We start from the raw sequence: 23,931 nt of genomic DNA, 5'->3' as shown, positions 1-23,931 counted from the left end.
CGCCCCCAGCGAATCGGAGACTGCCGCCATGCCAACGTTGAAACGCTTTGACGAAGACGCCTACCGTACTGCTTGCGACGCCACCGTCGTCGCCGTGCATCCGGAAGGGATTGAACTGGACGCCACGGTGTTTTATGCCCGCAGCGGCGGCCAGGCCGGCGACACCGGCACGTTGGTCCTGGCCGATGGGCAAACCATTGCGATTGCCGACACCGTCTACAGCGCCGATCGCCAAACCGTTCTGCACGTGCCTGCCGACAACGCAGACCTCTCGCTGCTCACGCCCGGCACACCGGTCACGGCCACCATCGATTGGGACCGCCGCCATCGCCTAATGCGGCTGCATACGTGCCTGCACCTGCTGGGCTCGCTGATTCCCGTGCCCGTCACGGGCTGCGGCATCTCGCCAGACGCCGGCCGCATCGATTTCGACCTGCCGGAATCGACGCTCGACCGCGACACGCTCACCACGCAGCTGAATGAACTCATCGGCCGCAACACGCCGGTGCGCATCGACCTGATCACGCCAGAAGAACTGGCCGCCCAGCCCGAACTCGTGCGCACCATCGGCGCGGCGCCGCCGGCAGGCGCCTCGGCCATCCGCATCATCCACATCGATGGCATCGACCGCCAACCGTGCGGCGGCACCCATGTACGGGCCACCGGTGAAATCGGCCGCGTGGTCGTCACCAAGATCGAAAAGAAAAGCCGCCAGAACCGACGCGTCGCCGTGGCGTTCGCAGATTGAGCCCCCCATGAACAAGTCCGTCGCCCTGCCCGTGGCACCCCTTGACCACGCCGAACACCGCGGCCTGCTGCTCGGTTTCATCGGCGTGGCCATCTTCAGCCAGACGCTGCCGTTCACGCGCATGGCCGTGGCCGAGCTGGATGCCACCTTCGTGGCGCTGGCGCGGGCGGTGCTGGCGAGCGTGCTGGCGTTGGTGCTCCTCGCCGCCACGGGCGCGTTCTCGGCCGGCAAGCGCCCGCGCGGCAATCAATGGTGGCAACTGGCAGTGACGGCGATGGGTGTAGTGGTGGGCTTTCCGCTGTTCTCGTCGCTGGCGATGCGCGATGTGCCGGCCGCCCATGGCGCCATCATCACCGGCTTGCTGCCGCTTGCGACGGCCATCTTTGCCGCGTGGTTCGGGCGCGAGCGGCCGTCCAGGGGGTTCTGGCTGTGCGCGGTCATTGGTAGCGTGCTCGTCGTTTCATTTGCGCTGCTGCAAGGTGCGGGCGCCCTGCACCGCGCCGATTGGCTTCTCTTCGCCGCCATGGTGACGGGCGCCCTCGGCTATGCGACCGGCGGCAGGCTCGCACGCGATCTGGGCGGCACGCAGACGATTGCCTGGGCGCTGGTCGTCTCCCTGCCCGTGCTGCTGCCGCTGGTCGGGGCGCTGGCATGGCTGCCGTCCACACATCAGGCCGAGGCGCTGGCGCATGCGTCGTCCCGGGCCTGGATGGGGCTGGCTTATGTATCGGCCTTTTCCATGTTCATCGGCTTCCTGTTCTGGTATTCCGGCCTGGCAGCGGGCGGTGTTGCGCGGGTCGGCCAGATACAATTGCTGCAACCTTTCATGACGTTGATCGGCGGCTGGCTGCTGCTGGGCGAATCGCTCGATGCGCCGACCGTGCTGTTTGCGCTGGCCGTCATTGCCGTGGTCGGCATCGGCCGGCGCACGTCGGTCCGCCGATAGCAACGTCTTCCCTCTTTTGTTGAACACACTTACCAAGGAGTCTTCATGACCGCCTCGCACGACGCCCAGGCCAAGCTCAAGCAACTCGGCATCGAACTGCCCGCCGCCGGCGCCCCCGCTGCCGCCTACGTCATGGCCGCGCAAACCGGCAACCAGGTCTTCCTGTCCGGCCACATCGCCAAGAAAGACGGCAAGCCGTGGGTCGGCAAGCTGGGCGCCGACATGGCCACCGAGCAAGGCAAGGCCGCCGCACGCGCCATCGCCATTGACCTGATGGCCACGCTGAACACGCACCTGGGCGGTGACCTCAGCCGCGTCAAGCGCATCGTCAAGGTCATGAGCCTGGTCAACTCCACGCAGGAGTTCACCGAGCAGCACCTGGTCACCAACGGTGCATCGGAACTGTTCGCCGACGTGTTTGGCGACGCCGGCAAGCACGCCCGCAGCGCCTTCGGTGTCGCGCAGATTCCGTTCGGCGCATGCGTCGAGATCGAGCTGATTGCCGAAGTCGCCTGAGCGATCTGAGCGGCGCTTTTTCCCGCAGTCTCTAAGGTGACGGCCCAATGTTGGATGGGCTGGTTGCCTGCTATTCTTTTCGCTTTGCCCACCCACGGCGCCCGCTCACGAGGTGGGCGCCGCAACACTAGGACCACACCATGGACCACACCGCCTGCACCTTCTCCAGCCGCGCTCAGAAACTGACCAGCTCGGCGATCCGGGAAATCCTCAAGATCACCGAACGTCCTGAGGTCATTTCATTCGCCGGCGGCCTGCCCGCCCCGGTCACCTTCCCGGTCGAAGCGATTCAGGCGGCGTGCGCCCGCATGTTTGCCGACAACCCGCAGGCCTCGCTGCAGTACACGCCCACCGAAGGCCTGTCGGTGCTGCGCGAATGGATTGCCCAGCGTCATGGCACCACCGCCTCGCGCGTGCTGATCACCACGGGCTCACAGCAGGGGCTGGACCTGCTCGGCAAGATCTTCATCGACCCGCAAAGCAAGGTGCTGGTCGAAACGCCGACGTACCTCGGCGCGCTGCAGGCGTTCTCGCTGTTCGAGCCGAGCTATACGTCTATCGCCACCGACGACAAGGGCCTGCTGCCCGACGCGTTGACGCCGGAACTGGCAGCCGGCGCGCGCTTCTTCTACACGATCCCGAACTTCCAGAACCCGACCGGCCGCCGCCTGCCGCTGGACCGCCGCCAGGCCCTGGTGGCCCGCGCGAAGGAACTCGGCGTGCTGCTCGTCGAAGACGATCCGTACGGCGAACTCAGCTACACCGGCGACGCCTTGCCGTCGCTGCGCTCGCTCAATCCGGACGGCGTGATCTACATGGGCTCGTTCTCGAAGATCCTGGCACCGGGCATGCGCCTGGGCTACATCATCGCGCCCGAACACATCCACTTCAAACTCGTGCAAGCCAAGCAGGCATCGGATCTGCACACGCCCAGCTTCACGCAGCGCGTGGCGTACGAGGTGCTGAAGACCGGGCTGCTCGACACGCACATCCCGAGCATCCGAACCCTTTACGGCAAGCAATGCGAAGCGATGCTCGATTCGCTCACGCGTCACATGCCGGCCGGCGTGCACTGGAACCGCCCGGAAGGCGGCATGTTCATCTGGGTGGAAGTGCCGGAAGGCATCGACACGATGGCGCTGCTGGAAAAGGCCGTCGCGCGCAATGTGGCGTTCGTGCCGGGCGCGCCGTTCTATGCCAATGCGCCGCGTCGCAATACCTTGCGGCTGGCGTTCGTGACGGTGGCGCCGGAGCGCATCGAGCAAGGCATTGCCGTGCTGGGCGAGTTGATCCGCGCAGAAATCGCTGCGCTCACGCCCAAGGCCGCCTAAATTACCTAACGATCCATTCCATCCATTCATTCAAGAAAGGAGCCGTCGTCGATGCTGCGGATCTGGGGAAGACTCTCTTCGGTCAACGTTCAGAAGGTCGTCTGGTGCGCGCATGAGCTATCGCTCGACCATGAGCGCATCGACGTCGGTGGCGCCTTCGGCGGCGTCGACACGCCGGAATTCAAGGCGATGAACCCGAACGGCATGATTCCCGTCATCGAAGACGGCCTGAACGATGCCGGTGACACGCGCTTCGTGCTGTGGGAGTCCAACGCCATCGTGCGTTATCTCTCGGCGCGCTACGGCCCGGGCAATCTCTACCCGCTCGAACTTCACGAGCGCGCCGATGCCGACCGCTGGATGGATTGGCAGACCACGTCATACAGCCCGTCGATGGTGGATGCGTTCCTGCAGCTCGTGCGCACGCCGGAAGACCAGCGCGACGCCGCGCGAATTGAACGCTCGCGCCAGGCCGCGGAGCGCAGCACCGCCATTCTCGAAGCCGTGCTCGCCAAACAACCGTACGTGGCGGGGCAGCGTTTCACCATGGCCGACATTGCCTGCGGCTGTGCCACGCACCGCTGGCTCGGCCTGCCGATGGACCGCCCTGCGCGTCCGAACCTCGAGCGCTGGATGGCCGAACTGCGCGACCGGCGCGCCGCGCGCGAAGTCCTGGCGCTGCCCGTGGTCTAAGCCCGCCCGAAACCGATTGCGGTAGCATCACCAACCGCGCACGGCACCCAAGCCGGCGCGGTTTTTTGTTTTCACCGAGGGAAACCCGGATGCCATTGAACCGACCTTCCACAACCGTCGCCACGATCCTCTGGGGCGCGCTTTACCTGGTTGCCGCCATCGTGTCGCACCGGCTGAATGGGCCGGTCGACATGACGGGCTACATCTGGCTGCCGGCGGGCGTGACCATGGCCGCCTTCATGCTGCGGCCTTACCGCGAATGGCCGGGGCTGGGGGCAGCGTTTGCCGTGGCGCAACTGGCGCTGGCCGCCATTGAACACACCAACCCGGCCCACGCGATGCTCTTCGTGCTCGACGAGGCGGGCAGCGCGGCGCTGGCCGTGGCGCTGGTGCGGCTGGCGCGCGTGCCGCTTGAGGGGCTCTATTTCGTGCGCGCGATGCTGGTGGCCGGCGCGGTCAGTGCACTGCTCGGAGCGCTGTTCGGGGCGGCATGGTTTGCGTGGTCGCAAGGCGGCGCGTTCGGGCACGTCCTCCGCATCTGGGCGGCATCGGATTTCCTGGGCGTGCTGATCGTCACGCCGGTGCTGGCGGCATGGTCGCGCTTTCGCGCGTTCCGCTCGGGCGGCACGGACCGCACGGATTTCCTGCTCGGTCTGGCGGCCGCGATTGCGCTCGCGCTGTCGGCGTACGTCATCTTCGACGGCAACAGCGATGCCAAGTTTGGTGACGGCATCGGCTTTGCACTGACGTACGTCCCGCTGTTCTTTGCCGTCGTGGTGGCCCTGCTGTGGGGCGGACGCGGCGGCTCGATGGCCGTGCTGCTGCTCACGCTGGTGGCGCTCACGCAAACCGCCGAGGGCGACGGCCCGTTCGCCGTGCTCGACCACCACTATGGACAGTCGCTGCTGGAAGCGCAGCTGTACCTGGGCATTGCCGCGCTGCTGGTGCTCCTGGTGAGCGCGCTCAAAACCACGCGCGAACAACTGCACGAGCAAAGCGCGCAGTGGCAGAACCGCGTGGAGCTGGCGTTGGCGGCGTCGGGCCAGCTCGTCTACACCATCGACCCGGCGAGCGGCCGCATCGACTGGGGCGGCGACATTGTGCTCGTGTTCGGACACGAACCCGCAAGCATGGCGTCGATCTCCACCGTACTGCAACTGGTGCACCCGGATGACCGCGACGCGCTGCGTGCACGTTGGCTGGGAGAAGCCGCGCAGGGTGACGAGGCCGCAACGCCCGCACGGCGCCAGACGCTGCGCATCACCGCACGCGACGGCACGCTGCACACCGTGGTGGACACCGGCGGCCCGCTGATGGACGCCGTCGGCAACATGGCGCTCGTCACCGGTACCTGGTCGGTCGAGACCGCACTGTGACGACATCGGCGTCCGGCAGCACGGCCGTGCTGCTGATCCATGGTCTGGGCGGTACGGCCTACGACGTGGGCGTGCTACAGAAAGCGCTGCGCAGCGCCGGCGCCGTCACGCACGTGCCGACCTTGCCAGGCCACGGTACCCGCCCCGAAGACCTGACCCACATGCCCGCCGAGGCGTGGCTTGAAACACTCACGCAAACGTATGAGCAGCTCATCGCCGAGCACGACACCGTGCATATCGCCGGAATGTGCATGGGCGCATTGCTGGCGCTCGTGCTGGCGCACCGGGTTCGGCATGGCATTGCGCGCCCGCAGGACAGGCTGGCGCTGCTCGCCACGCCGATCCATATCGATGGCTGGTCGACGCCGTGGTATCGCGATCTGCGCTACGTGGTCTATCGCATCCCGGGCATGGCCGCACGCATGCGCGTGGAAGAGGACGAGCCGTTCGGCATCAAGAACCCGCTGTTGCGGCGGATCATTAAAGCCAAGCTCGCGCGCGGCGACAGCTTCCACTATCCGTGGGTGCCGCTCGCATGCATTCGGCAGGTGGACCGGCTGCGACGCTGGGCAGTGGCGGGGGCGCCCGACACGCAATGCCAGACGCTGGTGATCCATTCGCGCGAAGACGAGCTCACCAGCCTGCGCTCCGCCGAAACGCTGCAGGCCACCCTGCCCCATGCGCGCAGCGTGGTGCTGGAGAACAGCTACCACATGATCTGCGTAGACAACGACCGCGATCAGGTCGCCGCAGAGGTTCTCGGCTTCTTCGGTTTCGACCCTGCAGCGGCCAGGCGCAAGAGCCCAGCCGCCGCAGATTGATCACGACGCCGATCAGGCGGCCGGCCCTGCGGTCTCGTGCTCGTGCGCCGCGTCCAGCCGGCGCTGCCGCTCGCTGCCCTTGAACACGCGCCGCACCACCACAAAGAACACCGGCACCAGGAACACCGCCAGCACCGTCGCCGTGATGATCCCGCCCAGCACGCCCGTGCCAATGGCACGCTGGCTGGCCGATGCCGCGCCGGTCGCAATTGCCAGCGGCACGACGCCAAACGCAAACGCCAGCGACGTCATCACGATCGGCCGGAAGCGCAGACGCGCGGCCTCCAGCGTGGCTTCTATCAGCCCCATGCCTTGCGCCACCAGATCCTTTGCCACTTCGATGATCAGGATCGCGTTCTTGGCCGACAGGCCGATGGTGGCAATGAGCCCGACCTTGAAATAGATGTCGTTGGGCAGGAACCGCAGCGTGGCACCCAGCAGCGCGCCCAGCACACCGAGCGGCACCACCAGCATGACCGCCAGCGGAATCGACCAGCTTTCGTACAACGCCGCGAGGCACAGAAACACGACGAGGATCGACAACGCAAACAGCGCCGGCGCCTGCGCACCCGACAGGCGTTCTTCGAACGACTGCCCTGTCCACTCGTAGCCGAAGCCTTCGGGCAGGCCGCGCGCAATCGATGCCATCGCCGCCATCGCATCGCCGGAGCTATGACCGGGCGCGGGCGAGCCAGTGATCGTCATGGCCGGAAAGCCGTTGTAGCGGTCGAGCTTGAGCGGCCCGACGATCCACTTCGTGGTGGTGAACGCGGAGAGCGGCACCATCGCCCCCGCCGCATTGCGCACATGCATGCGGCCAAGCTGCTCGACCGAGACGCGCTGCTTGCCGTCGGCCTGCACGATCACACGACGCACCTGGTTGCGGTAGACGAAATCACCCGCGTAGTCGGAGCCGAACATCACGGCCAGCGTGCGGTTGATGTCCTCAATCGACACGCCCATCGACAGCGCCTTCTTGCGGTCCACATCGATCAGCACCTGCGGCGCATCGCCCTGCCCCGCAAAGGTGACTTCTGACAGCGCCGGATGCTTGGCGGCTTCGGCCAGCATGCGGTCGCGTGCCTGCGCAAGGCGCTCGTAGCCGGCGCCGCCGCGGTCCTGCAGACGCAGGTCGAAGCCGGGCTTGCTGCCCAGCTCCGGCAGCGCGGGCGAGTTCATCGCCATGACCATCGCGCCCTTGATCTTGCCGAACGCCGCGTTGGCGCGTTCGACCACGGCATCGACGTGCTGGTCAGCGCCCTTGCGTTGCTTCCAGTCCTTGAGCGTCAGGAACAGCATGGCCGCGTTCTGGCCGTTGCCGTACAGGCTGAAGCCCGTGATGGCCAGCGTGGACGCCACCGCCGGCTCCTGCGTCATGAAGTGCTGCTCCGCCTGCCGCACGACGTCGAGTGTCTGTGCCTGCGTGGCGCCGGTCGGCAGCATGACGACGGTCATGAATTCGCCGGTGTCTTCTTCGGGCAGGAAGGCCGTCGGCAGTTGCGTGAACAGCAGCACCACCACGCCGATGACGGCGCCGTACGCAATCAGCGCGCGGCCCGTGCGGTTGAGCAGCTTGGCAACACCGTTCTGATATCGCGACGTCAACCGCGCAAAACGCCGGTTGAATGCGCCGAAGAAGCCCTTGCGCTCGGCACCGTGGCCGGCCTGCACCGGCTTGAGCAGCGTCGCGCAAAGCGCGGGCGTGAGCGTCAATGCCAGGAATGCCGAGAACACCATCGACACCGCCAGCGACAGCGAAAACTGCCGGTAGATATTGCCGACCGCGCCGCCAAAGAACGCCATCGGCACGAACACCGCCGTCAGCACCAGCGAGATGCCGACGATGGCCCCGCTGATCTGCCGCATCGCCTTGGCCGTCGCCTCGCGCGGCGAGAGCCCGTCTTCATGCATCACGCGTTCGACGTTTTCCACCACCACGATGGCATCGTCGACCAGGATGCCGATGGCGAGCACCAGGCCGAACAGCGTCAGCACGTTGATGGAAAAACCCATCGGCAGCATCACCGCAAAGGTGCCCAGCAGCGCGATCGGTACGACCAGCGTCGGGATCAGCGTCGCGCGGAGGTTCTGCATGAACAGCATCATCACCAGGAACACCAGCACCACGGCTTCGAGCAGCGTCTTGACCACCTGCTCGATGGCGATGCCGACAAAGCGCGAGCTGTCGTACGCCACCTCGTAGCGCACGCCGGCCGGGAAATGCGCCTGCGCCTCGTCCAGTACCGCACGCACGCGCTTGGCCACACCCACGGCATTGGCGCCGGGGGCAAGCTTGATGCCAATGGTCGTGGCCGGCTTGCCGTTCATGCGCGAGAGGTAGAGGTAATCGCTGCCGCCCAGCTCCACGCGGGCCACATCGCGCAGCAGCACCATGCGGCCCTGTGCGTCTGCTCGCAGGGGGATCTGGCCGAATGCATCCGGCGTGGTCAGCCCATCGTCGCCGGTCACGCTCGCGTTGATGGGCGCGCTGCCCGGCACCGCTCCGCTGCCGATCTCACCCACGGTGATGCGCGCGTTGTAGCGGCGCACGGCGTCGCTCAGGTCGCCGGCGGTGAGGACCAGTGCGGTCAGCTTGTCGGCATCGGGCCAGATGCGCATGGCGTATTCCGCGTCGAACAACTGCGCGGTGCCCACGCCCGGCACGCGGCGCAACTGCGGAATCAAATCAGACGACGCGAGGTCGCCCAGGTCGATGCCGTCAAAGCGCCCGCGCTCGGCCGTCAGCGACAGATACATCATGTAGTTCTCAGCCGCCTTCTCGATGCGGATGCCGTTGCGGCGCACGACCTCGGGCAGGCGTTCTTCGACGATCTTCAGCCGGTTCTGCACCTCCACCGCCGCAAGATCGGGACTCGTGCCCTGCGTGAACGACAGATTGATCGACACATTGCCCGCCGCATCGGACGACGACGACATGTACAGCAGCCCCGGCGCACCGTTCATCTCGCGCTCGATGATCGCGGTGACGGCGCTCTCCACCGTGCGCGCGGACGCGCCCGGGTAGGTGGCAGAGATGCTCACGTTGGGCGGCGCGATGTTCGGATACTGCGCCACCGGCAGCTTGGGCAACGCGAGCACGCCGGCCAGGATGATGGCCAGCGCAATCACCCAGGCAAAGACCGGGCGGTCGATAAAGAAGCGCGCCATGGTCAGCCCTTCTTCGGCTTCGTGTCGGCGCGCGGTGCAGCAGGCACAGGCTTGACCGCCATGCCGGCTTCCAGCGTCTGCATGCCTGGAATGGCGAGGCGCTCCCCTCCGGACAGGCCGCTCGTCACCAGCCATTGATCGCCAGCCAACGTTTGCGCAGACACGGATTGAGCTGCCAGCGTGTTGTCTGCCTGCACCACAAACACCGTCGCTCCATGGCGGTCGCGCTGCAACGCACCCTTCGGAATCGTCACTGCACCTTGCTGCACGGCGTGCGAGAGCTTCACGCGCACGTACATGCCGGGCAGCAGCAGGCCGTCCGGGTTGGGCAGCACGGCGCGCATCGAGACGTTGTCGGTCGCACGGTCCACCGCCAGATCCGAGAACAGCAGCTTGCCCGGGCGCTCGTACGCCACGCCGTCGCTCAGGATGACTTGAACGCCGATGTCCTGACCGCTCAATGCAGCGGCTTGGCCCTTCTTCAGCGCGCGCTGCAAGGCCAGCACTTCGGCAGCGGGCTGAGCAAAGTCGACATAGATCGGGTCGATCTGCTCGACCGTGGTGAGCGGCGTGGCAGCGTCTTCCTTGACCAGCGCGCCTTCGGTCACCTGTGCGCGGCGCGAGCGGCCACCAATCGGGGCGGTAACGGTGGCATAACCCAGGCGCAGTTGCGCGGTTTCCAGCGCAGCGCGGCCGGACACCACGTCCGCTGCGGCCTGACGTTCGGCGGCTTGCGCTTCAGCGTATTCCAGCTCGCTCACGGCGCGCGTGGCGGCCAGGCCCTTGTAGCGCGCAGCCTTGTCGCGGGCGATGGCGAGTTGCGCCTGCGCACGGGCGAGCGCACCTTGCGCGGCGTCCACCTGCGCCTTGAGCGGTGCCGGGTCGATGCGGAACAGCACCTGTCCGGCCTTGACCACCTGCCCTTCTTCGTAGGCGCGCTTGAGGACGATGCCGTCGACGCGCGCACGCACTTGCGCCGTGCGATACGGCTCCAGGCGGCCCGGCAGTTCGGTCACCAGCGGCGCATCGGTGCGCTGTGCAACGGCAAACTCGACCTCCGGTGGGGCGGCAGGCTTGGCAGCCTCATCTGCATGCTTGCCGCACGCCTGCAACACAGCCAACGCGCACGCGCACAGCAACCACCGGGACGAACGGGAACGACGGAACAACACAGAGAACATCATGGGAGGGGGCTGGGCGCGACCGCGCCCGAGGTCTTGAAAAAGCGAAGCGGAAGGCTAGCACGCACATCCGCTGCAAGCTGATCGATTGATTTCTCAATCTGATCAAGACCTTACGAAGCAAGCACTGCCCGCGCGTGCAGGCACGCAGTTCCCCTTTGATGCTGTTTCAGAAGACGCGGCCGAGCTGCAGGTACACGTTCCACACGCCCTGCGGCGCCACCGCAAAACCGAAATACAGCGGCCCGATCGGGCTGTTGCCGCCAACGAATACGCTGCCGCTCTTCAGGTAAGGACCCCGCCCGAAGTTGTTGCGCAACTGCCAGACGTTGCCGGCTTCCGCGCTGGCGCCGAACACCGGCGCGCGCAGGCCGAGCAGATCGTCGATACGAAGGTCGTACAGATAGGTCAGGCGCCCGTACAGCATGTACTGGCCGTTGAACTGATCCTGCGCATAGGCCGAGAGATGCTGGAAGCCACCCAGGAAGAAGCCCTCGTTGGCGCCGTTGCCCGTGTTGCCGCCGTTCTCGCGCGTCGGGCTGTTGACGCCAAACAGGCCCGCCCCTTCCAACGCCACATTGAACGTGTGGCGGCCGTGGCTCGTCGCCCATAGGCTCTTGGCCTGGGCGGTGTTGAACTTCTTGTCGAGCGAACCGAAGCCCGCCTCCACGCTGCTGTAAAAGTAATAGCCGCTGCGCGGAAACAGCGGATCGTCGAGCTGGTCCAGCGTGAGCTGGGCGCGAAAGGCCGGCTGCTGGGCGCGCAAGGTGTCTAAGGCCGTCGCATCCACGATATTCCCGGACTCGTCCGCGATCAGCTCCAGGTAATTGAACGTCGCTGCCTTCCTGACGTAGTTCACGCCCAGTCGCAGTTCACCCTTGCGGCCCAACGGGATGCCCAGGTCAACGCCGGCGCGCGCCGTCTCGATGGTCAGGTTGTTGAACGGCTTGGCGTCCCGGGTAGGCGGCTGATCGTCAAAGTAGAGATCCGATCTGCGGCGCGAGTACTCGGCATACGGCGCCACGTAGAACCCGCGCGCCTGCCACAGCGGCTGTCGCAACTCGGTATGGATGCTCGCCCGGTTGCTGCCGAGCACGATGTCATTGCGCCACTCCAGCCCGCTCTGCGTGAGCCACGGATACCGATGGCCGAGGTTGACGTTGAACGCGCCACGCCCGTCGAAGTTGGTCGACATGCCCAGCCCGAACAGGAAGAACTGGTTGCCCCACGACTTTTCATGCGCGTCGATTTTCAGCGTATGCACGCCGTTCTCCTCCACCAACTGCTGCGTGACGGTTTCGAAGTCGCCCGTGGTGGCCAGCGCTGACAGCTCGCGGTTGAGCGCCTCGGCGTCGTACGCATCGCCTTCGCGCACCTTGATCAACTGGCGCACACGTGCCGGCGGCACCCGGCCGCTGGTGGTCACATCAATAGCGTCAATGCGTGCGCCTGCCACCAGCGTGCCTTGCGGCTCATGGGCAGCGCGGTACGCGGCATACGCCTGCGGCGACAGCGACAACGCCGCGAGCTTGGTCTCAACGGCCTGCGCCGCGCGCTCGCCCTGCCGCACGCCCTGCGGGCCCTTGGCGAAATCAGTAAACGAAAGCTCCGAGAGCTGCGGCTCGATCAACACATCCTTGCCGCGCAGCAGCGCCTTTTGCGCCCGCACGTTCTGGCCGACGAGGATGGTGATCATCTGCTGCGTCACCGCCGCTGGCGAGGCGAGGTCTTCCGGCCGCTGCAAGTCCGACCCGATGTTGACGGCGATGATGATGTCAGCGCCCATGTCGCGCGCGAGCTGCACGGGCAGGTTGCTCACCAGGCCGCCATCCACCAGCGTGCGGCCGCCCACTTCGATGGGTGCGAACAGACCCGGCACCGCCATGCTGGCCCGCATGGCCAGCGGCAGCGAGCCGTGGTCAAGAATCACCCCGTCGCCCGTGGCCAGATCCGTCGCCATGGCCTTGAACGGAATCGGCAGGCGCGAGAACGCGATGTTGTCTGGCCACTCCGCTGTCCAGTTCTTGAGCAGCGCGAGCAGGCGGTTGCCCTGCACCAGCCCGGCGGGCAGCTTGAGCTTGCCGTCGCCATAGCCGGCGGACAAGCCGATCGGATACTGGAAATCATCCTCGCGCAGCGATTGCGGCAGCTTGGCGCGATCGTTGCGGTCGAAGGCGATGTCGCTCAGGTCGACCTGCGAGAGCTTCTGCTCCAGCGCATCCGCACGCATGCCGCTGGCGTACAGCCCGCCCACCACGGCGCCCATGCTCGTCGCGGCAATCACATCCACGGGAATGCGCATGCGCTCCAGCATCTTGAGCACGCCAATATGCGCATAGCCGCGCGCCCCGCCGCCCGAGAGCACCAGGCCGATACGCGGCCGCGTCGATTCGGTGTTCGCCTGCGCGGGCGCTGCCGCGGTCTGGCCATGCACGGCGGGCGACAGCGTCGCCAGTGCCACACCTGCAGCGAGCACGGCGGCAGCCCATCGGGAGCCGCGTCGGCGAATCGGAAAGGCCGTCAGAGAAGCCATGGATAGGGGGCGAAATGGGGTGGTGGTCTGCGTTGCAGGCGCAATGATTCCACAACCCGGATTTACCCGGTGCGATTGCGTGCGCCGCGTCAACCCTCGCCCCGCAGCCGATGAATACTTTTCAGGGCGAAAGTGACAGAATATTGCGGTGACCCGGACACGCTTGTTCCTACAATCCGCGTTCGCCCCTGCGAAAAAGGGGCAGCAGAAGACGTTCGGTATCGAGAAGAACCGAAACGCCCAAACAGGAGGAGATCAAGATGTGGAATCAAGTCTATGACCCGCTCGGCAGCGCCGTGTGGTCAACCTTAGCGGCCGGGATACCGGTTGCCGTGCTGCTGTGCTCGCTGGCGTTCTTCCACATGCAGGCCCATCTGGCGGCCGGGTTGGCGCTGATTGTCGGGGTGGGGATCGCCTCGTTCGTGTTCGGCATGCCGACCGCAATGGCCGGCAAGGCAGCAGGCCTGGGCATCATTTCAGGCCTGTTCCCGATTGGCTGGATCGTCCTGAACATCATCTTCCTGCACCGGCTCACCACCTTGAACGGGTCGTTCAAGGTCTTACAGAGCTCGATTTCCGGCATTACCGAAGACCGCCGCCTGCAACTGCTGCTGGTGGCGTTCAGCTTTGGTGCCTTCTTTGAGGGCGCAGCGGGCTTCGGCACGCCGGTGGCTGTCACGGGTGCCATCCTGATCGGCCTGGGCTTCTCGCCGCTGGCCGCCTCTGGCCTGGCCCTGATCGCCAACACCGCCCCGGTGGCCTACGGTGCACTGGGCGCGCCGCTTATCGGGCTGGCCTCGGTCACGGGGCTGGACTTGCTGAAGCTGTCGGCCATGGTTGGCCGCCAGTTGCCGTTCTTCTCGGTGCTGGTGCCGTTCTGGCTGATCTGGGCGTTCGCGGGCTTCCGCGGCATGCTGCAAATCTGGCCGGCGATCCTGGTGGCGGGCGTGTCGTTTGCCATTCCGCAGTTCCTGGTATCGAACTTCCACGGCCCGTGGCTGGTGGACGTGATTGCGGCGCTGGTGTCGATGGGCACGCTCACGCTGTTCCTGAAGGTATGGAAGCCCAAGACGATCTGGACCTCGACCGCCCTGCGCAACCGCGAGGACAACTCCAGCGTCGATCCCGAAGCGGCCGCCGAGGCGCGTGCCGCTACCAGCGCTGAGGCCAATACCAAGATCACGCGCGTGCAGGCCTGGCTGCCGTGGGTGATCCTGACCGTGTTTGTGTTCATCTGGGGCATTCCGCAGTTCAAGGCGTTTGCCGACGGTCTGTGGCAGTTCAAGTTCCCGATCCCCGGCCTGGACAAGATGGTGCTCAAGGGCCCGCCGGTGGTCGCGAAGGAGACCGCCGAAGGCGCGGTGTTCCTCTTCAATGTGCTGTCGATGGCGGGCACGGGCATCCTGGTCTCGGCCATCGTGGGCGGCCTGCTGATGGGCTACTCGGTGCCGCGCATGGTCAAGGAATACTGGAACACCATCAAGCTCACGCGCTATTCGCTGCTGACCATCTGCGCGATGTTCGGCATCGGCTATCTCACCCGCTATTCGGGTCTGGACGCAACGCTGGGCCTGGCCTTCGCCCACACCGGCGTGCTGTACCCGCTGTTCGGCACGATGCTGGGCTGGCTGGGCGTGGCGCTCACGGGGTCGGACACGGCCTCGAACGTGCTGTTCGGCGGCCTGCAGAAGACCACGGCCACGCAACTCGGCTTGTCGCCAATCCTCATGGCGGCAGCCAACAGCTCGGGCGGCGTGATGGGCAAGATGATCGATGCGCAGTCCATCGTCGTGGCCTCCACCGCCACCAAGTGGTACGGCCACGAGGGCGACATCCTGCGCTACGTGTTCTTCCACTCGCTGGCGCTGGCCTTCCTGGTGGGCCTGATGATCACCCTGCAGGCTTACGTGGAGCCGTTCACGCGGATTGTGGTGCACTGAGCGCCCTCTCCCGGATAAACAAGAAAGCCGCTCAACCGAGCGGCTTTTTTCATGGCGCGATGCGTCTCGCGGACAGCCCGGGGCCTCCCGCCGATCACGGCTGACGCTCTGAACCCCAATCGCCGAGCAAAAACCCTCACACGCCGAGCTCTGAACTCCACCTGTCGAGCAAAAAGCCTCGCGCGCCGAGCTCTGAGCTCCAACCGCCGAGCAAAAAGCCTCACGCGCCGAGCTCTGAGCTCGACCTGTCGAGCAAAAAGCTCCACTCGCCGAGCCCTGGACTCCGTAAGCCACCCCACCAACAAGGGCGCTTTCACGCGCGTATCATGGGCGGCTCTTCCGCGCACGTCCCGCCCTGGGGCGTCGGTCACCTCTTCCCCCCCCCCCCGACCCGACATGCTGCTGCGCCGCCTGGAAAAGCTCATCGATCCGTTCCGCCCGCTGCCTGACACCCAGCCTCCGGCCAATGTCTGGCGCTTCTACGCCTACTTCCTGCGCGAAGTGCGCGGCGTGTTCGCGTTCCTGCTCGTCGTCGGGTTGCTGGGTGCGCTGATTGAAGTCGCGCTGTTCGACTTCCTGGGCCGCATCGTCGACATGATCCAGGCGACACCTGGCCCGGCGTTCTTCGGCCGCCACCGCAACGAGTTGTTGTGGATGGCCTTTGTGGCGCTGATCGCGCGGCCGGTCATCTTCGGCTTGCACGACGTGCTCGTGCATCAGGTCATCAACCCGAACCTGTCGAACCTGATCCGCTGGCAGAACCACCGCTACGTGCTCAAGCAGAGCCTGACGTTCTTCCAGAACGACTTTGCGGGCCGCATTGCCCAGCGCATCATGCAGACCGGTTTCTCACTGCGCGATTCCGCGGTGCAGTCCGTGGATGCGCTCTGGCATGTCGTGATCTACGCGATCAGTGCGATGGTGCTGTTTGCCCGGGCCGACTGGTGGCTCGTGGTGCCGCTGCTGGTGTGGATTGGCTGCTACATCGCGGCCCTGAGCTATTTCGTGCCGCGCGTGAAGGCGCGATCGGTCATCGCCACGGAGTCGCGCTCCAAGTTGATGGGCCGCATCGTTGACGGCTACACCAACATCACCACGCTCAAGCTGTTCGCGCATACGCAACATGAAGAAAGCTATGCGCGCGACGCCATGGCCGAGCAGACCGACAAAACGCGCCTGTCCGGCCGCATGATCAGCGGCATGGATTTCACCATCACGGCCATGAACGGCCTGCTGATCGTTGGCACGTCGGCGCTCGCGCTGTGGCTGTGGAGCGAGGGCCGGGTGAGCGCCGGCACCATCGCGCTGACCACGGGGCTGGTGATCCGCATCAACAACATGTCGGGCTGGATCATGTGGGTGGTCAACGGCATCTTTGAAAACGTCGGGCAGGTGCAGGACGGCATGCAGACCATCGCGCTGCCGCGCGCCGTAATCGACCAGCCCGATGCCAAGCCGCTGCACGTAACGCGGGGCGAAGTGCGCTTCGAGCACGTCGGCTTTCACTACGGCAAGGGCAGCGGCGTGATCGAAGGGCTGGACTTGGTGGTGCGCCCCGGTGAGCGGATCGGCCTGGTTGGCCCGTCGGGTGCGGGCAAATCGACGCTGGTGAATCTGCTGCTGCGCCTGTACGACGTGGAGCGCGGCCGGATTCTCGTCGACGGTCAGGACATTGCAGCCGTGACGCAAGAGAGCCTGCGCGAGCAGATCGGCATGGTCACGCAGGACACATCGCTGCTGCACCGGTCCATTCGCGACAACCTGCGTTACGGCAAACCCGACAGTACCGAGGCGGAGCTGATGCAGGCCGTGCACCGTGCGCGCGCCGACGAGTTCATCCCGCAGCTATCCGATGTGCAGGGGCGACGCGGCTTTGATGCGCTGGTCGGTGAACGTGGGGTGAAGCTGTCGGGCGGCCAGCGGCAGCGCATCGCGATTGCGCGCGTGCTGCTCAAGGACGCGCCGATCCTGATCTTGGACGAAGCCACGTCCGCGCTGGATTCGGAAGTGGAAGCCGCCATCCAGGAAAGCCTGGAAACGCTGATGCAGGGCAAGACCGTGATCGCCATTGCGCACCGGCTTTCGACCATCGCACGCATGGACCGGCTGGTGGTGCTCGACGGCGGCCGCATTGTCGAGAGCGGCACGCACGCAGAGCTGCTGGAACACGGCGGCCTGTATGCTCGGCTGTGGGCGCATCAGACCGGCGGTTTCGTGGGAGTGGACTGAGCGTTACGACAGGCGGCGGCCGAGCGTCTCGGGCACCATCGCCAGCCCGATCAGCGAGACGAGGCCGCAGCCGATCACGTAGAAGGCCGGTGCGTTGGCGTTGCCCGTGAGGTGGATCAGCTCGGTCGAGAAGAACTGCGCAAAGCCGCCGAAGATGGCAATGGCCACGCAGTAGGCAATCGACAGCCCCGTCGCGCGCAGTCGCTGCGGCAACACTTCGCTCACCAGCACCATCGAGGCCGGCGAGGTCATCGACATCGGCACCGACAAGCAGCCGACCACGATCAGCAACCGGGCGAGCGAGGGGTCTGCGTTGATGAGCGCGAAGGCCGGATAGATCATCGCCAGCAGCGCAACACGCGACCACAGCACGACCTTGCGGCGCCCGACGCGGTCGGCCAGCCGCCCTGCAAACGGCGACAGAACCACCTGCACCAGCGCGGCAATGCACGCCGCCCAGATGCCCAGCGACAGCGGCATGTGCAGCATGCTCACGGCATAGTTGCTGAGGTAGTAGACGATGATGTACGTGGACGACGCCACGCCGATCATCAGCAGGATGCTGGCGACCAGCGCACGACGGTGTTCGCGCAGCAACGGCAGCGTGGCGTCGGCCTCGCGCGTGCTGGGCGGTGCGGCGGTTTCCTCCAGACGGCGGCGGATGATCAGGCCGACCGGGATGACGAGAATGCCGATCACGAACGCCAGGCGCCAGCCCCACGACTCCAGCGCCGCAGGCGCCAGCACGTTGCTCAGCAGCAGGCCGACCAGCGCACCGAACAGCGCGGCCAGCCCCTGGCTGAACGGTTGCCAGCTCGTATAGAAGCCCCGCGAGCGGTCGTCGGCGTATTCCAGCAGCAGCGCAGTCGAAGCGCCCATCTCGCCGCCGATGGCAAAGCCCTGCACAAGCCGCGCCAGCACGACGAGCATGGGCGCGAGGATGCCGATCTGGGCGTAGGTGGGCGTGACGACGAAGACGAGCGACGACAAACCCATCAGCCACAGCGTGAGCGCCACGGCCGGCTTGCGGCCCGCGCGGTCGGCGTACATGCCGATCAGCAGACCGCCGAGCGGACGCATCAGGAAACCCACGCCAAACGTGGCGAACGACATCAGCAACTGGCCAGTCGCATTGCCGACGGGAAAGTACAGCCGGCCGATCAGCGTGGCGAAGAAGCTGTAGACCACGAAGTCATAGAACTCCAGGCCGTTGCCGATGGTGATGGCGGCAATGGCGCGCGTACGTGACAGCGGTTGCGCGTGGACAGTCGCCTGCGCGCCGGCGCGGCCGGCGTACGACGGCGCAGAGGTGTGGTTCGACATGGGTTGTCTCCGGAACTTGTCTTCTTATTTGCGGGGGCGGGCCGGGCTCACGCCCCGCTGGCCTCTTCCGCCAGAACGGCTGTGGCGTTGGGTTTTACGCGCAGATACCACGCTGCCGACATGAGCAACACCCAGCCAGCGCCCACGTACAGCGCCACGCGCGTGTCTTCCATGGTGCCCAGCACACCGATCACGAACAGCATGAACGCGATGGCGAGTGCCGGCCCGACTGGCCACAGCGGCACCTTGAACTTGAGCGCACGCACTTCTTCGGCCGACAGACGCCGGCGCATCGCCACCTGCGAGAGCAGGATCATGAGCCAGACCCACACGGTGGCGAACGTGGCGATCGACGCGATGATCACGAAGACGTTCTCCGGGATGAGGTAGTTCAGCACCACGCCGCTCAGCAACGCGCCGGCCATGAACAGCACCGTCACCCAGGGCACACCGTGACGCGACGTGGCCGCAAAGATGCGCGGCGCCTGGCCCTGCTCCGCCATGCCGTACATCATCCGGCCCGCGCCGAAGATGTTGCTGTTGATGGCCGAGATGGCTGCCGAGATGACGATGAGGTTGAGGATGGCCGCCGCAGACCGGATGCCCAGTCCGGAGAAGATCTGCACAAACGGGCTGCCCTGGCCGTCGATGCCCGTCCACGGGAAGATCGCCATCAGCACGCACATGGTCAGCACGTAGAACAGCAGGATGCGTGCGGGCACAGCGTTGATGGCCTTGGGGATGACCTTGTCGGGGTTCTGCGCCTCGCCGCCGGTGATGCCGATGATCTCGACGCCGCCATACGCGAACATCACCACGGCAAACGACGCCACGAGGCCGCCCACGCCGTGCGGCAGGAAACCGCCGTGCGACCAGAGATTGCTCAAACCCGACGCATGTTCGCCGTTCATCTTCACACCGAGAAACAGGATGACGGTGCCGCCGACGATCATGGCGCCGATCGCCACGATCTTGATGAGCGCCAGCCAGAATTCCATCTCGCCGAACACCTTGACGTTGCAGAGGTTCAGGCCGCAGATGAGCATGACGATGCCGAGCACCCAGATCCATTGCGGCACCTCGGGAAACCAGAAGCCCATGTAGATGCCGAAGGCGGTCACGTCGGCCAGGCAGACGATTACCATCTCGAGGATGTACGTCCAGCCGGTGAGAAAGCCGGCGAGCGGGCCGAGGTTGTCGCGCGCATAGCGCCCGAACGAGCCGGAAACCGGCTGGCGCACCGCCATCTCGCCGAGCGCGCGCATGACCATATAGACGGCCGCGCCGCCGATGACGTACGCGAGGATCACGGCCGGTCCGGCCAGCTGGATGGCCGAAGCGGAGCCATAGAAAAGGCCCGTGCCGATGGCCGAACCGAGCGCGAGAAAGCGGATATGCCGCGCGCGCAGGTTGCGTTGAAGGTGTTCCAAACTGTCTCCTCTTTATGTCGGCGAGGTTGCCTGCGAGGCCGGTCCAGGCTGGACGCATGGCTCGGTGGGATGCGAATACATATACAGACAACATCACGTATCCATATATGTTGTTGTATATACATTATGGATGGCATTGGGGTATTCCCGAAGAACAGTCCCGCCCATGTGCGGCAGCGCGCCCAAAGAAAAAGGCGGACATGTGTCCGCCTTGAATTTCGCTGGCCGTGCGGTACGAGCGCTATACCCAGCCCATACCGCCGACCAATGCCCCCAGCCCCACCAGCACCAGCGGGTGGACGCGGGTGAAGGAACACACCACGACCGTCGCCACAGTCAGCGCGACGGTGCTGAAGCTGCTGTCTGCGCCGCGCGCGAGCACCCAGCCGGTGGAGAACAGCAGGCCGATCGTCAGCGGTGCAAGGCCGCGGCGGACCAGTGCAATCCAGCGCGCGTCGGGCTTGCGGTCCATGACGCGCGCGATGACGGCGGCGATCACGCACGACGGCCCGCAGATGCCAACCATCGAGGCAATTGCACCGCCCAGACCCGCCGCCTGCCAGCCGAACAATTCCACGAACAACACGTTGGGCCCGGGTGCCGCCTGGGAAATGGCATACATGGCGCTCAACTGCTCACTCGTCATGTAGTGCCGCGTGTCGACCAGGAAACGATGCATGTCGGGCAGCGTCGAGCTGGCCCCGCCAATGGAGAGAAACGACAGCACGAGAAAGTGCCAGAACAGGTCGAAGACGGTGGTGAGGTAGGTCATCGCATCGCCCTCCATTCGAGCAGGAGGGCAAGCGGTATCAGCACCAGCATCACGGGAAGCAGCGGCCACTGCAGCACGCCGATGGTGAGGACGACCGCCAGACCGATGCCGACGGCACGCCAGGTGCGCGACTGGCCTTGCGCCAGCTTGACCGCCGTTGAGAGCACCAGCCCCGCCGCCACCGCTGCCATGCCCTTGAGCAGGTTCTGCACCAAAGGCAGCGCGCTGAATTGGTCGTACAGCATGACGATCAACAGCAGCAGCACGGCGGGCGTGAGCACAAGGCCGCCCATTGCTGCCGCGGCGCCACGTACGCCGTGATACCGATAGCCGAGCATCACCGACAGGTTGACGACATTCGGACCGGGCAACACCTGCCCGAGACTCAGCAGCTCGGCAAACTCGGTGTTGGAGAGCCAGCGGTTGCGATCCACAATGCCGGCGCGCGCAAAGGGCAGCACGCCGCCAAAGCCCGACAGCCCCATCCGCGCAAACTCGGTAAAGAGCGTGCGGCACGAGGGAACGTTTGCGTCTGTCGCCGAAACCGCGTCAGGCGGAGCGTGCGGATCGCTCATCGGATCAGGCGGCTGCCGGTGCCGGTTTCGGCAGGGAAAGCTTCGGATCGCGCAGCTTGGGCTCCAGCGTCTTGCCCTTGCGTGCGCGCTTGCCGGCGTACGGCTCTTGCGCGCGTGTCGTCAGGGTCTGTTCGACCGCCTTGCCGCCGCGCGGGCCGTTGCCCGAGAGCACGAAGCCTGCTGCACCGAAGGCCAGCGCCTGGAGCAGCGTTTCGTTCTTCTCCAGCTCCATCAGGATCACGCCGCGGCCACCGCTGGCGAGCGTCTTCAACTCGCTGATCTGGAACAGCAGCATGCGGCCGCCTTCGGACAGGCACGCCACGCCATAAGCGTCAGCCGGCACCGGCGCCGGTTTGTTCGGTTGATCGCCTTCGTCCAGCGTCAGGAACGCCTTGCCGGCCTTCTGGCGGCCGACCATGTCGCCCACCTTGGCCAGGAAGCCGTTGCCGCCGCGCGTGGAGATCACCAGATTCTGTTCGGCATGGCCCGCGAACGTGTGAGCGATATGCGTGCCCGGCGCGAGTTCGATCAGCGTCGTCAGCGGCACTCCATCGCCACGGCCGCCCGGCAGGTTGGCCACGGCCACGGAATATACGCGGCCCGTGCCCTTGTCGTCGCGCGTGCCGAAGATCAGCAGCGCATCAGTGGTGCGGCATTCAAACGTGTCGTACAGCGTGTCGCCTGCCTTGAAGCCGAATTGCGTGGCGTCGTGGCCATGGCCCTGGCGCGTGCGTACCCAGCCCTTCTGCGAGACGATCACCGTGACGGGTTCATCCACGACCTTCACTTCGGCAGCGGCGCGGCGCTCTTCCTGGATGAAGGTGCGGCGGTCGTCGCCGTATTGCTTCGCGTCGGTCTCGATCTCCTTGATGATGCGACGGCGCATCATGGTCTCGGACTTCAGCAGCACATCCAGCTCGCCCTGCTCTTCGCGCAGGTTCTTCAGCTCCTGCTCGATCTTGATGGCTTCGAGACGGGCCAACTGGCGCAGGCGGATTTCCAGGATGTCTTCGGCCTGGCGGTCGCTCAGGTTGAAGACCTGGATCAGCGCCGCCTTGGGTTCCTCGCTCTCGCGGATGATGCGGATCACGTCCTCGATGCGCAGCAGCACCAGTTGCCGGCCTTCGAGGATGTGGATGCGGTCTTCCACCTTGCCCAGACGATGGCGCGTGCGGCGCGTGACCGTGGCAAAGCGGTAGGTAATCCACTCGCGCAGGATCTCGGCCAGGCCCTTCTGGCGCGGCCGGCCATCGGTGCCGATCATCACCAGGTTGATGGCCGCACCCGACTCCAGCGACGTATGCGCCAGCAGCGTGTTGGCAAATTCCTGCTGGTCGATGTTCTTGCTCTTGGGCTCGAACACGAGGCGCACCGGGGCATCCTTGCCGGACTCGTCGCGCACGGCGTCGAGCAACCCCAGCATGGTCTGCTTCATGGTGAGCTGATCCGGCGACAGCGACTTCTTGCCCGTGCGCACCTTCGGGTTCGTCAGCTCTTCAATCTCTTCCAGCACCTTTTGCGACGAGGTGTTGGGCGGCAGTTCGTTCACCACGAGCTGCCACTGGCCGCGCGCGAGTTCTTCGATCTTCCAGCGCGCACGCACCTTCAGGCTGCCGCGACCGCTCTCATATACCTGCGCAATGTCGGCTGCCGACGAGATGATCTGGCCGCCGCCCGGAAAGTCCGGACCCGGCATGTACTGCATCAGGTCGGTGCTGGTGAGCTTGTCGTCGCGGATCAGCGCCACGGTGGCATTCGCCACTTCGCGCAGGTTGTGCGACGGGATCTCCGTGGCCATCCCCACCGCAATGCCCGATGCGCCGTTGAGCAGCACGAACGGCAGGCGCGCCGGCAGCAGCTTGGGCTCATCCATCGAACCGTCGTAGTTCGGGATGAAGTCAACCGTGCCCTGGTCCAGCTCTTCGAGCAGCAGACGCGAGATGGGTGTGAGGCGCGCTTCGGTGTAGCGCATCGCCGCCGCGCCGTCGCCATCGCGCGAGCCGAAGTTGCCCTGGCCGTCGATCAGCGGGTAACGCAGCGAGAAATCCTGCGCCAGGCGCACCAGCGCGTCGTAGGCGGATTGATCGCCGTGCGGGTGGTATTTACCCAGCACGTCGCCCACCACGCGCGCCGATTTGACCGGCTTGGCATCGGAGCGCAGGCCCATCTCGTGCATCGCAAACAGGATGCGGCGCTGCACCGGCTTCTGGCCATCGGCCACCTCGGGCAGCGCGCGGCCCTTGACCACGCTGATGGCGTAGTCGAGGTAAGCGCGCTCGGCATAGGCGCCAAGCGTGAGCGCTTCGGCCGGCTCGCTGGGGTCGAAGAGGATGTCTTGTTGTTCCATGG

Annotated in this window: 17 protein-coding genes; 9 read left to right on the top strand and 8 right to left on the bottom strand. The window is 65.8% G+C overall.

Going from position 1 to position 23,931, the window contains the following annotated elements; all coding sequences use genetic code 11:
* Positions 1-28 precede the first annotated feature (28 nt).
* The 7 genes from ACTJK4_RS05725 (at position 29) to ACTJK4_RS05695 (ending at position 6,431) form a co-directional block, all read left to right on the top strand.
* The gene (locus ACTJK4_RS05725) at positions 29-748 is read left to right on the top strand and encodes an alanyl-tRNA editing protein (protein ID WP_440816657.1); all 720 of its coding nucleotides are present in this window, start codon (positions 29-31) and stop codon (positions 746-748) included.
* Between the two features lie 7 nt (positions 749-755).
* Positions 756-1,694 carry a DMT family transporter gene (locus ACTJK4_RS05720; RefSeq protein ID WP_440816654.1) on the top strand — a complete coding sequence of 313 codons (939 nt, stop codon included), beginning with the start codon at positions 756-758 and terminating at the stop codon, positions 1,692-1,694.
* A 45-nt stretch (positions 1,695-1,739) separates the two neighbouring features.
* Positions 1,740-2,210 carry a RidA family protein gene (locus tag ACTJK4_RS05715; RefSeq protein ID WP_440816651.1) on the top strand — a complete coding sequence of 157 codons (471 nt, stop codon included), beginning with the start codon at positions 1,740-1,742 and terminating at the stop codon, positions 2,208-2,210.
* Positions 2,211-2,350: 140 nt separating this feature from the next.
* Positions 2,351-3,541: an aminotransferase-like domain-containing protein gene (locus ACTJK4_RS05710; RefSeq protein ID WP_343621492.1), complete on the top strand. Its 1,191-nt coding sequence runs from the start codon at positions 2,351-2,353 to the stop codon at positions 3,539-3,541.
* 51 nt (positions 3,542-3,592) lie between these two features.
* Positions 3,593-4,234 (top strand): glutathione S-transferase family protein, encoded by a 642-nt coding sequence (locus tag ACTJK4_RS05705; RefSeq protein ID WP_440816648.1) that lies wholly within the window; start codon positions 3,593-3,595, stop codon positions 4,232-4,234.
* Positions 4,235-4,323: 89 nt separating this feature from the next.
* The gene (locus tag ACTJK4_RS05700) at positions 4,324-5,610 is read left to right on the top strand and encodes an MASE1 domain-containing protein (RefSeq protein WP_440816646.1); all 1,287 of its coding nucleotides are present in this window, start codon (positions 4,324-4,326) and stop codon (positions 5,608-5,610) included.
* A complete protein-coding gene (locus ACTJK4_RS05695) occupies positions 5,607-6,431 on the top strand; it encodes an alpha/beta hydrolase (RefSeq protein ID WP_440816644.1) in 825 nt (274 codons plus the stop codon). Before ACTJK4_RS05700 ends, ACTJK4_RS05695 begins: the two co-directional genes overlap by 4 nt.
* A gap of 12 nt (positions 6,432-6,443) precedes the next feature.
* Here ACTJK4_RS05695 and ACTJK4_RS05690 read toward each other — a convergent pair whose 3' ends face one another.
* The 3 genes from ACTJK4_RS05690 to ACTJK4_RS05680 all read right to left on the bottom strand — a co-directional run bounded on the left by ACTJK4_RS05690 (position 6,444) and on the right by ACTJK4_RS05680 (position 13,313).
* Entirely contained in the window at positions 6,444-9,599 is a 3,156-nt protein-coding gene (locus tag ACTJK4_RS05690) for a multidrug efflux RND transporter permease subunit (protein WP_440816641.1), read from the bottom strand.
* A 2-nt stretch (positions 9,600-9,601) separates the two neighbouring features.
* The gene (locus ACTJK4_RS05685; protein ID WP_440816638.1) at positions 9,602-10,783 is read right to left on the bottom strand and encodes an efflux RND transporter periplasmic adaptor subunit; all 1,182 of its coding nucleotides are present in this window, start codon (positions 10,781-10,783) and stop codon (positions 9,602-9,604) included.
* A gap of 166 nt (positions 10,784-10,949) precedes the next feature.
* Positions 10,950-13,313, bottom strand: coding sequence for a patatin-like phospholipase family protein (locus ACTJK4_RS05680; protein WP_433866712.1), 2,364 nt, complete (start codon positions 13,311-13,313; stop codon positions 10,950-10,952).
* Between the two features lie 260 nt (positions 13,314-13,573).
* Between ACTJK4_RS05680 and ACTJK4_RS05675 the strand changes: the two genes are divergently transcribed.
* Together ACTJK4_RS05675 and ACTJK4_RS05670 are read left to right on the top strand one after the other, a co-directional pair.
* On the top strand, positions 13,574-15,253 hold the full coding sequence (locus ACTJK4_RS05675; RefSeq protein WP_232042341.1) for an L-lactate permease: 1,680 nt from the start codon (positions 13,574-13,576) through the stop codon (positions 15,251-15,253).
* Between the two features lie 396 nt (positions 15,254-15,649).
* Positions 15,650-17,482, top strand: a complete 1,833-nt coding sequence (locus ACTJK4_RS05670) for an ABC transporter ATP-binding protein (RefSeq protein ID WP_232042340.1) — start codon at positions 15,650-15,652, stop codon at positions 17,480-17,482.
* 3 nt (positions 17,483-17,485) lie between these two features.
* On the opposite strand, the gene ACTJK4_RS05665 is transcribed toward ACTJK4_RS05670, so the two are convergent.
* The 5 genes from ACTJK4_RS05665 to parC form a co-directional block, all read right to left on the bottom strand.
* The gene (locus ACTJK4_RS05665; protein WP_414560378.1) at positions 17,486-18,805 is read right to left on the bottom strand and encodes an MFS transporter; all 1,320 of its coding nucleotides are present in this window, start codon (positions 18,803-18,805) and stop codon (positions 17,486-17,488) included.
* 47 nt (positions 18,806-18,852) lie between these two features.
* Positions 18,853-20,235 (bottom strand): amino acid permease, encoded by a 1,383-nt coding sequence (locus ACTJK4_RS05660; RefSeq protein WP_440816632.1) that lies wholly within the window; start codon positions 20,233-20,235, stop codon positions 18,853-18,855.
* Between the two features lie 241 nt (positions 20,236-20,476).
* Positions 20,477-21,022, bottom strand: coding sequence for a chromate transporter (locus ACTJK4_RS05655; RefSeq protein ID WP_260802754.1), 546 nt, complete (start codon positions 21,020-21,022; stop codon positions 20,477-20,479).
* Complete coding sequence (locus ACTJK4_RS05650; RefSeq protein ID WP_232042336.1) at positions 21,004-21,582, bottom strand: chromate transporter; 579 nt, start codon at positions 21,580-21,582, stop codon at positions 21,004-21,006. The genes ACTJK4_RS05655 and ACTJK4_RS05650 overlap by 19 nt, the downstream gene beginning before the upstream one ends.
* Before the next feature lie 4 nt (positions 21,583-21,586).
* Complete coding sequence (gene parC / locus ACTJK4_RS05645; protein WP_260802755.1) at positions 21,587-23,929, bottom strand: DNA topoisomerase IV subunit A; 2,343 nt, start codon at positions 23,927-23,929, stop codon at positions 21,587-21,589.
* Positions 23,930-23,931 lie beyond the last annotated feature (2 nt).

This window comes from Ralstonia sp. 22111 (genome assembly GCF_052045895.1).
Classification (GTDB): Bacteria; Pseudomonadota; Gammaproteobacteria; order Burkholderiales; family Burkholderiaceae; genus Ralstonia; species Ralstonia wenshanensis.
Note: the sequence above shows the minus strand (reverse complement) of the source record. Positions and strands in the feature narration are given on the sequence as shown.

Bases quoted from the DNA above. Each gene is read 5' to 3' on its own strand.
- ACTJK4_RS05725 (WP_440816657.1), top strand. From the start codon at position 29: ATGCCAACGTTGAAACGCTTTGACGAAGACGCCTACCGTACTGCTTGC.
- ACTJK4_RS05720 (WP_440816654.1), top strand. From the start codon at position 756: ATGAACAAGTCCGTCGCCCTGCCCGTGGCACCCCTTGACCACGCCGAA.
- ACTJK4_RS05655 (WP_260802754.1), bottom strand. From the start codon at position 21,022: ATGGAGGGCGATGCGATGACCTACCTCACCACCGTCTTCGACCTGTTC.
- ACTJK4_RS05700 (WP_440816646.1), top strand. From the start codon at position 4,324: ATGCCATTGAACCGACCTTCCACAACCGTCGCCACGATCCTCTGGGGC.
- ACTJK4_RS05690 (WP_440816641.1), bottom strand. From the start codon at position 9,599: ATGGCGCGCTTCTTTATCGACCGCCCGGTCTTTGCCTGGGTGATTGCG.
- ACTJK4_RS05665 (WP_414560378.1), bottom strand. From the start codon at position 18,805: ATGTCGAACCACACCTCTGCGCCGTCGTACGCCGGCCGCGCCGGCGCG.
- ACTJK4_RS05650 (WP_232042336.1), bottom strand. From the start codon at position 21,582: ATGAGCGATCCGCACGCTCCGCCTGACGCGGTTTCGGCGACAGACGCA.
- ACTJK4_RS05705 (WP_440816648.1), top strand. From the start codon at position 3,593: ATGCTGCGGATCTGGGGAAGACTCTCTTCGGTCAACGTTCAGAAGGTC.
- ACTJK4_RS05710 (WP_343621492.1), top strand. From the start codon at position 2,351: ATGGACCACACCGCCTGCACCTTCTCCAGCCGCGCTCAGAAACTGACC.
- ACTJK4_RS05675 (WP_232042341.1), top strand. From the start codon at position 13,574: ATGTGGAATCAAGTCTATGACCCGCTCGGCAGCGCCGTGTGGTCAACC.
- ACTJK4_RS05685 (WP_440816638.1), bottom strand. From the start codon at position 10,783: ATGATGTTCTCTGTGTTGTTCCGTCGTTCCCGTTCGTCCCGGTGGTTG.
- ACTJK4_RS05670 (WP_232042340.1), top strand. From the start codon at position 15,650: ATGCTGCTGCGCCGCCTGGAAAAGCTCATCGATCCGTTCCGCCCGCTG.
- ACTJK4_RS05715 (WP_440816651.1), top strand. From the start codon at position 1,740: ATGACCGCCTCGCACGACGCCCAGGCCAAGCTCAAGCAACTCGGCATC.
- ACTJK4_RS05680 (WP_433866712.1), bottom strand. From the start codon at position 13,313: ATGGCTTCTCTGACGGCCTTTCCGATTCGCCGACGCGGCTCCCGATGG.
- parC (WP_260802755.1), bottom strand. From the start codon at position 23,929: ATGGAACAACAAGACATCCTCTTCGACCCCAGCGAGCCGGCCGAAGCG.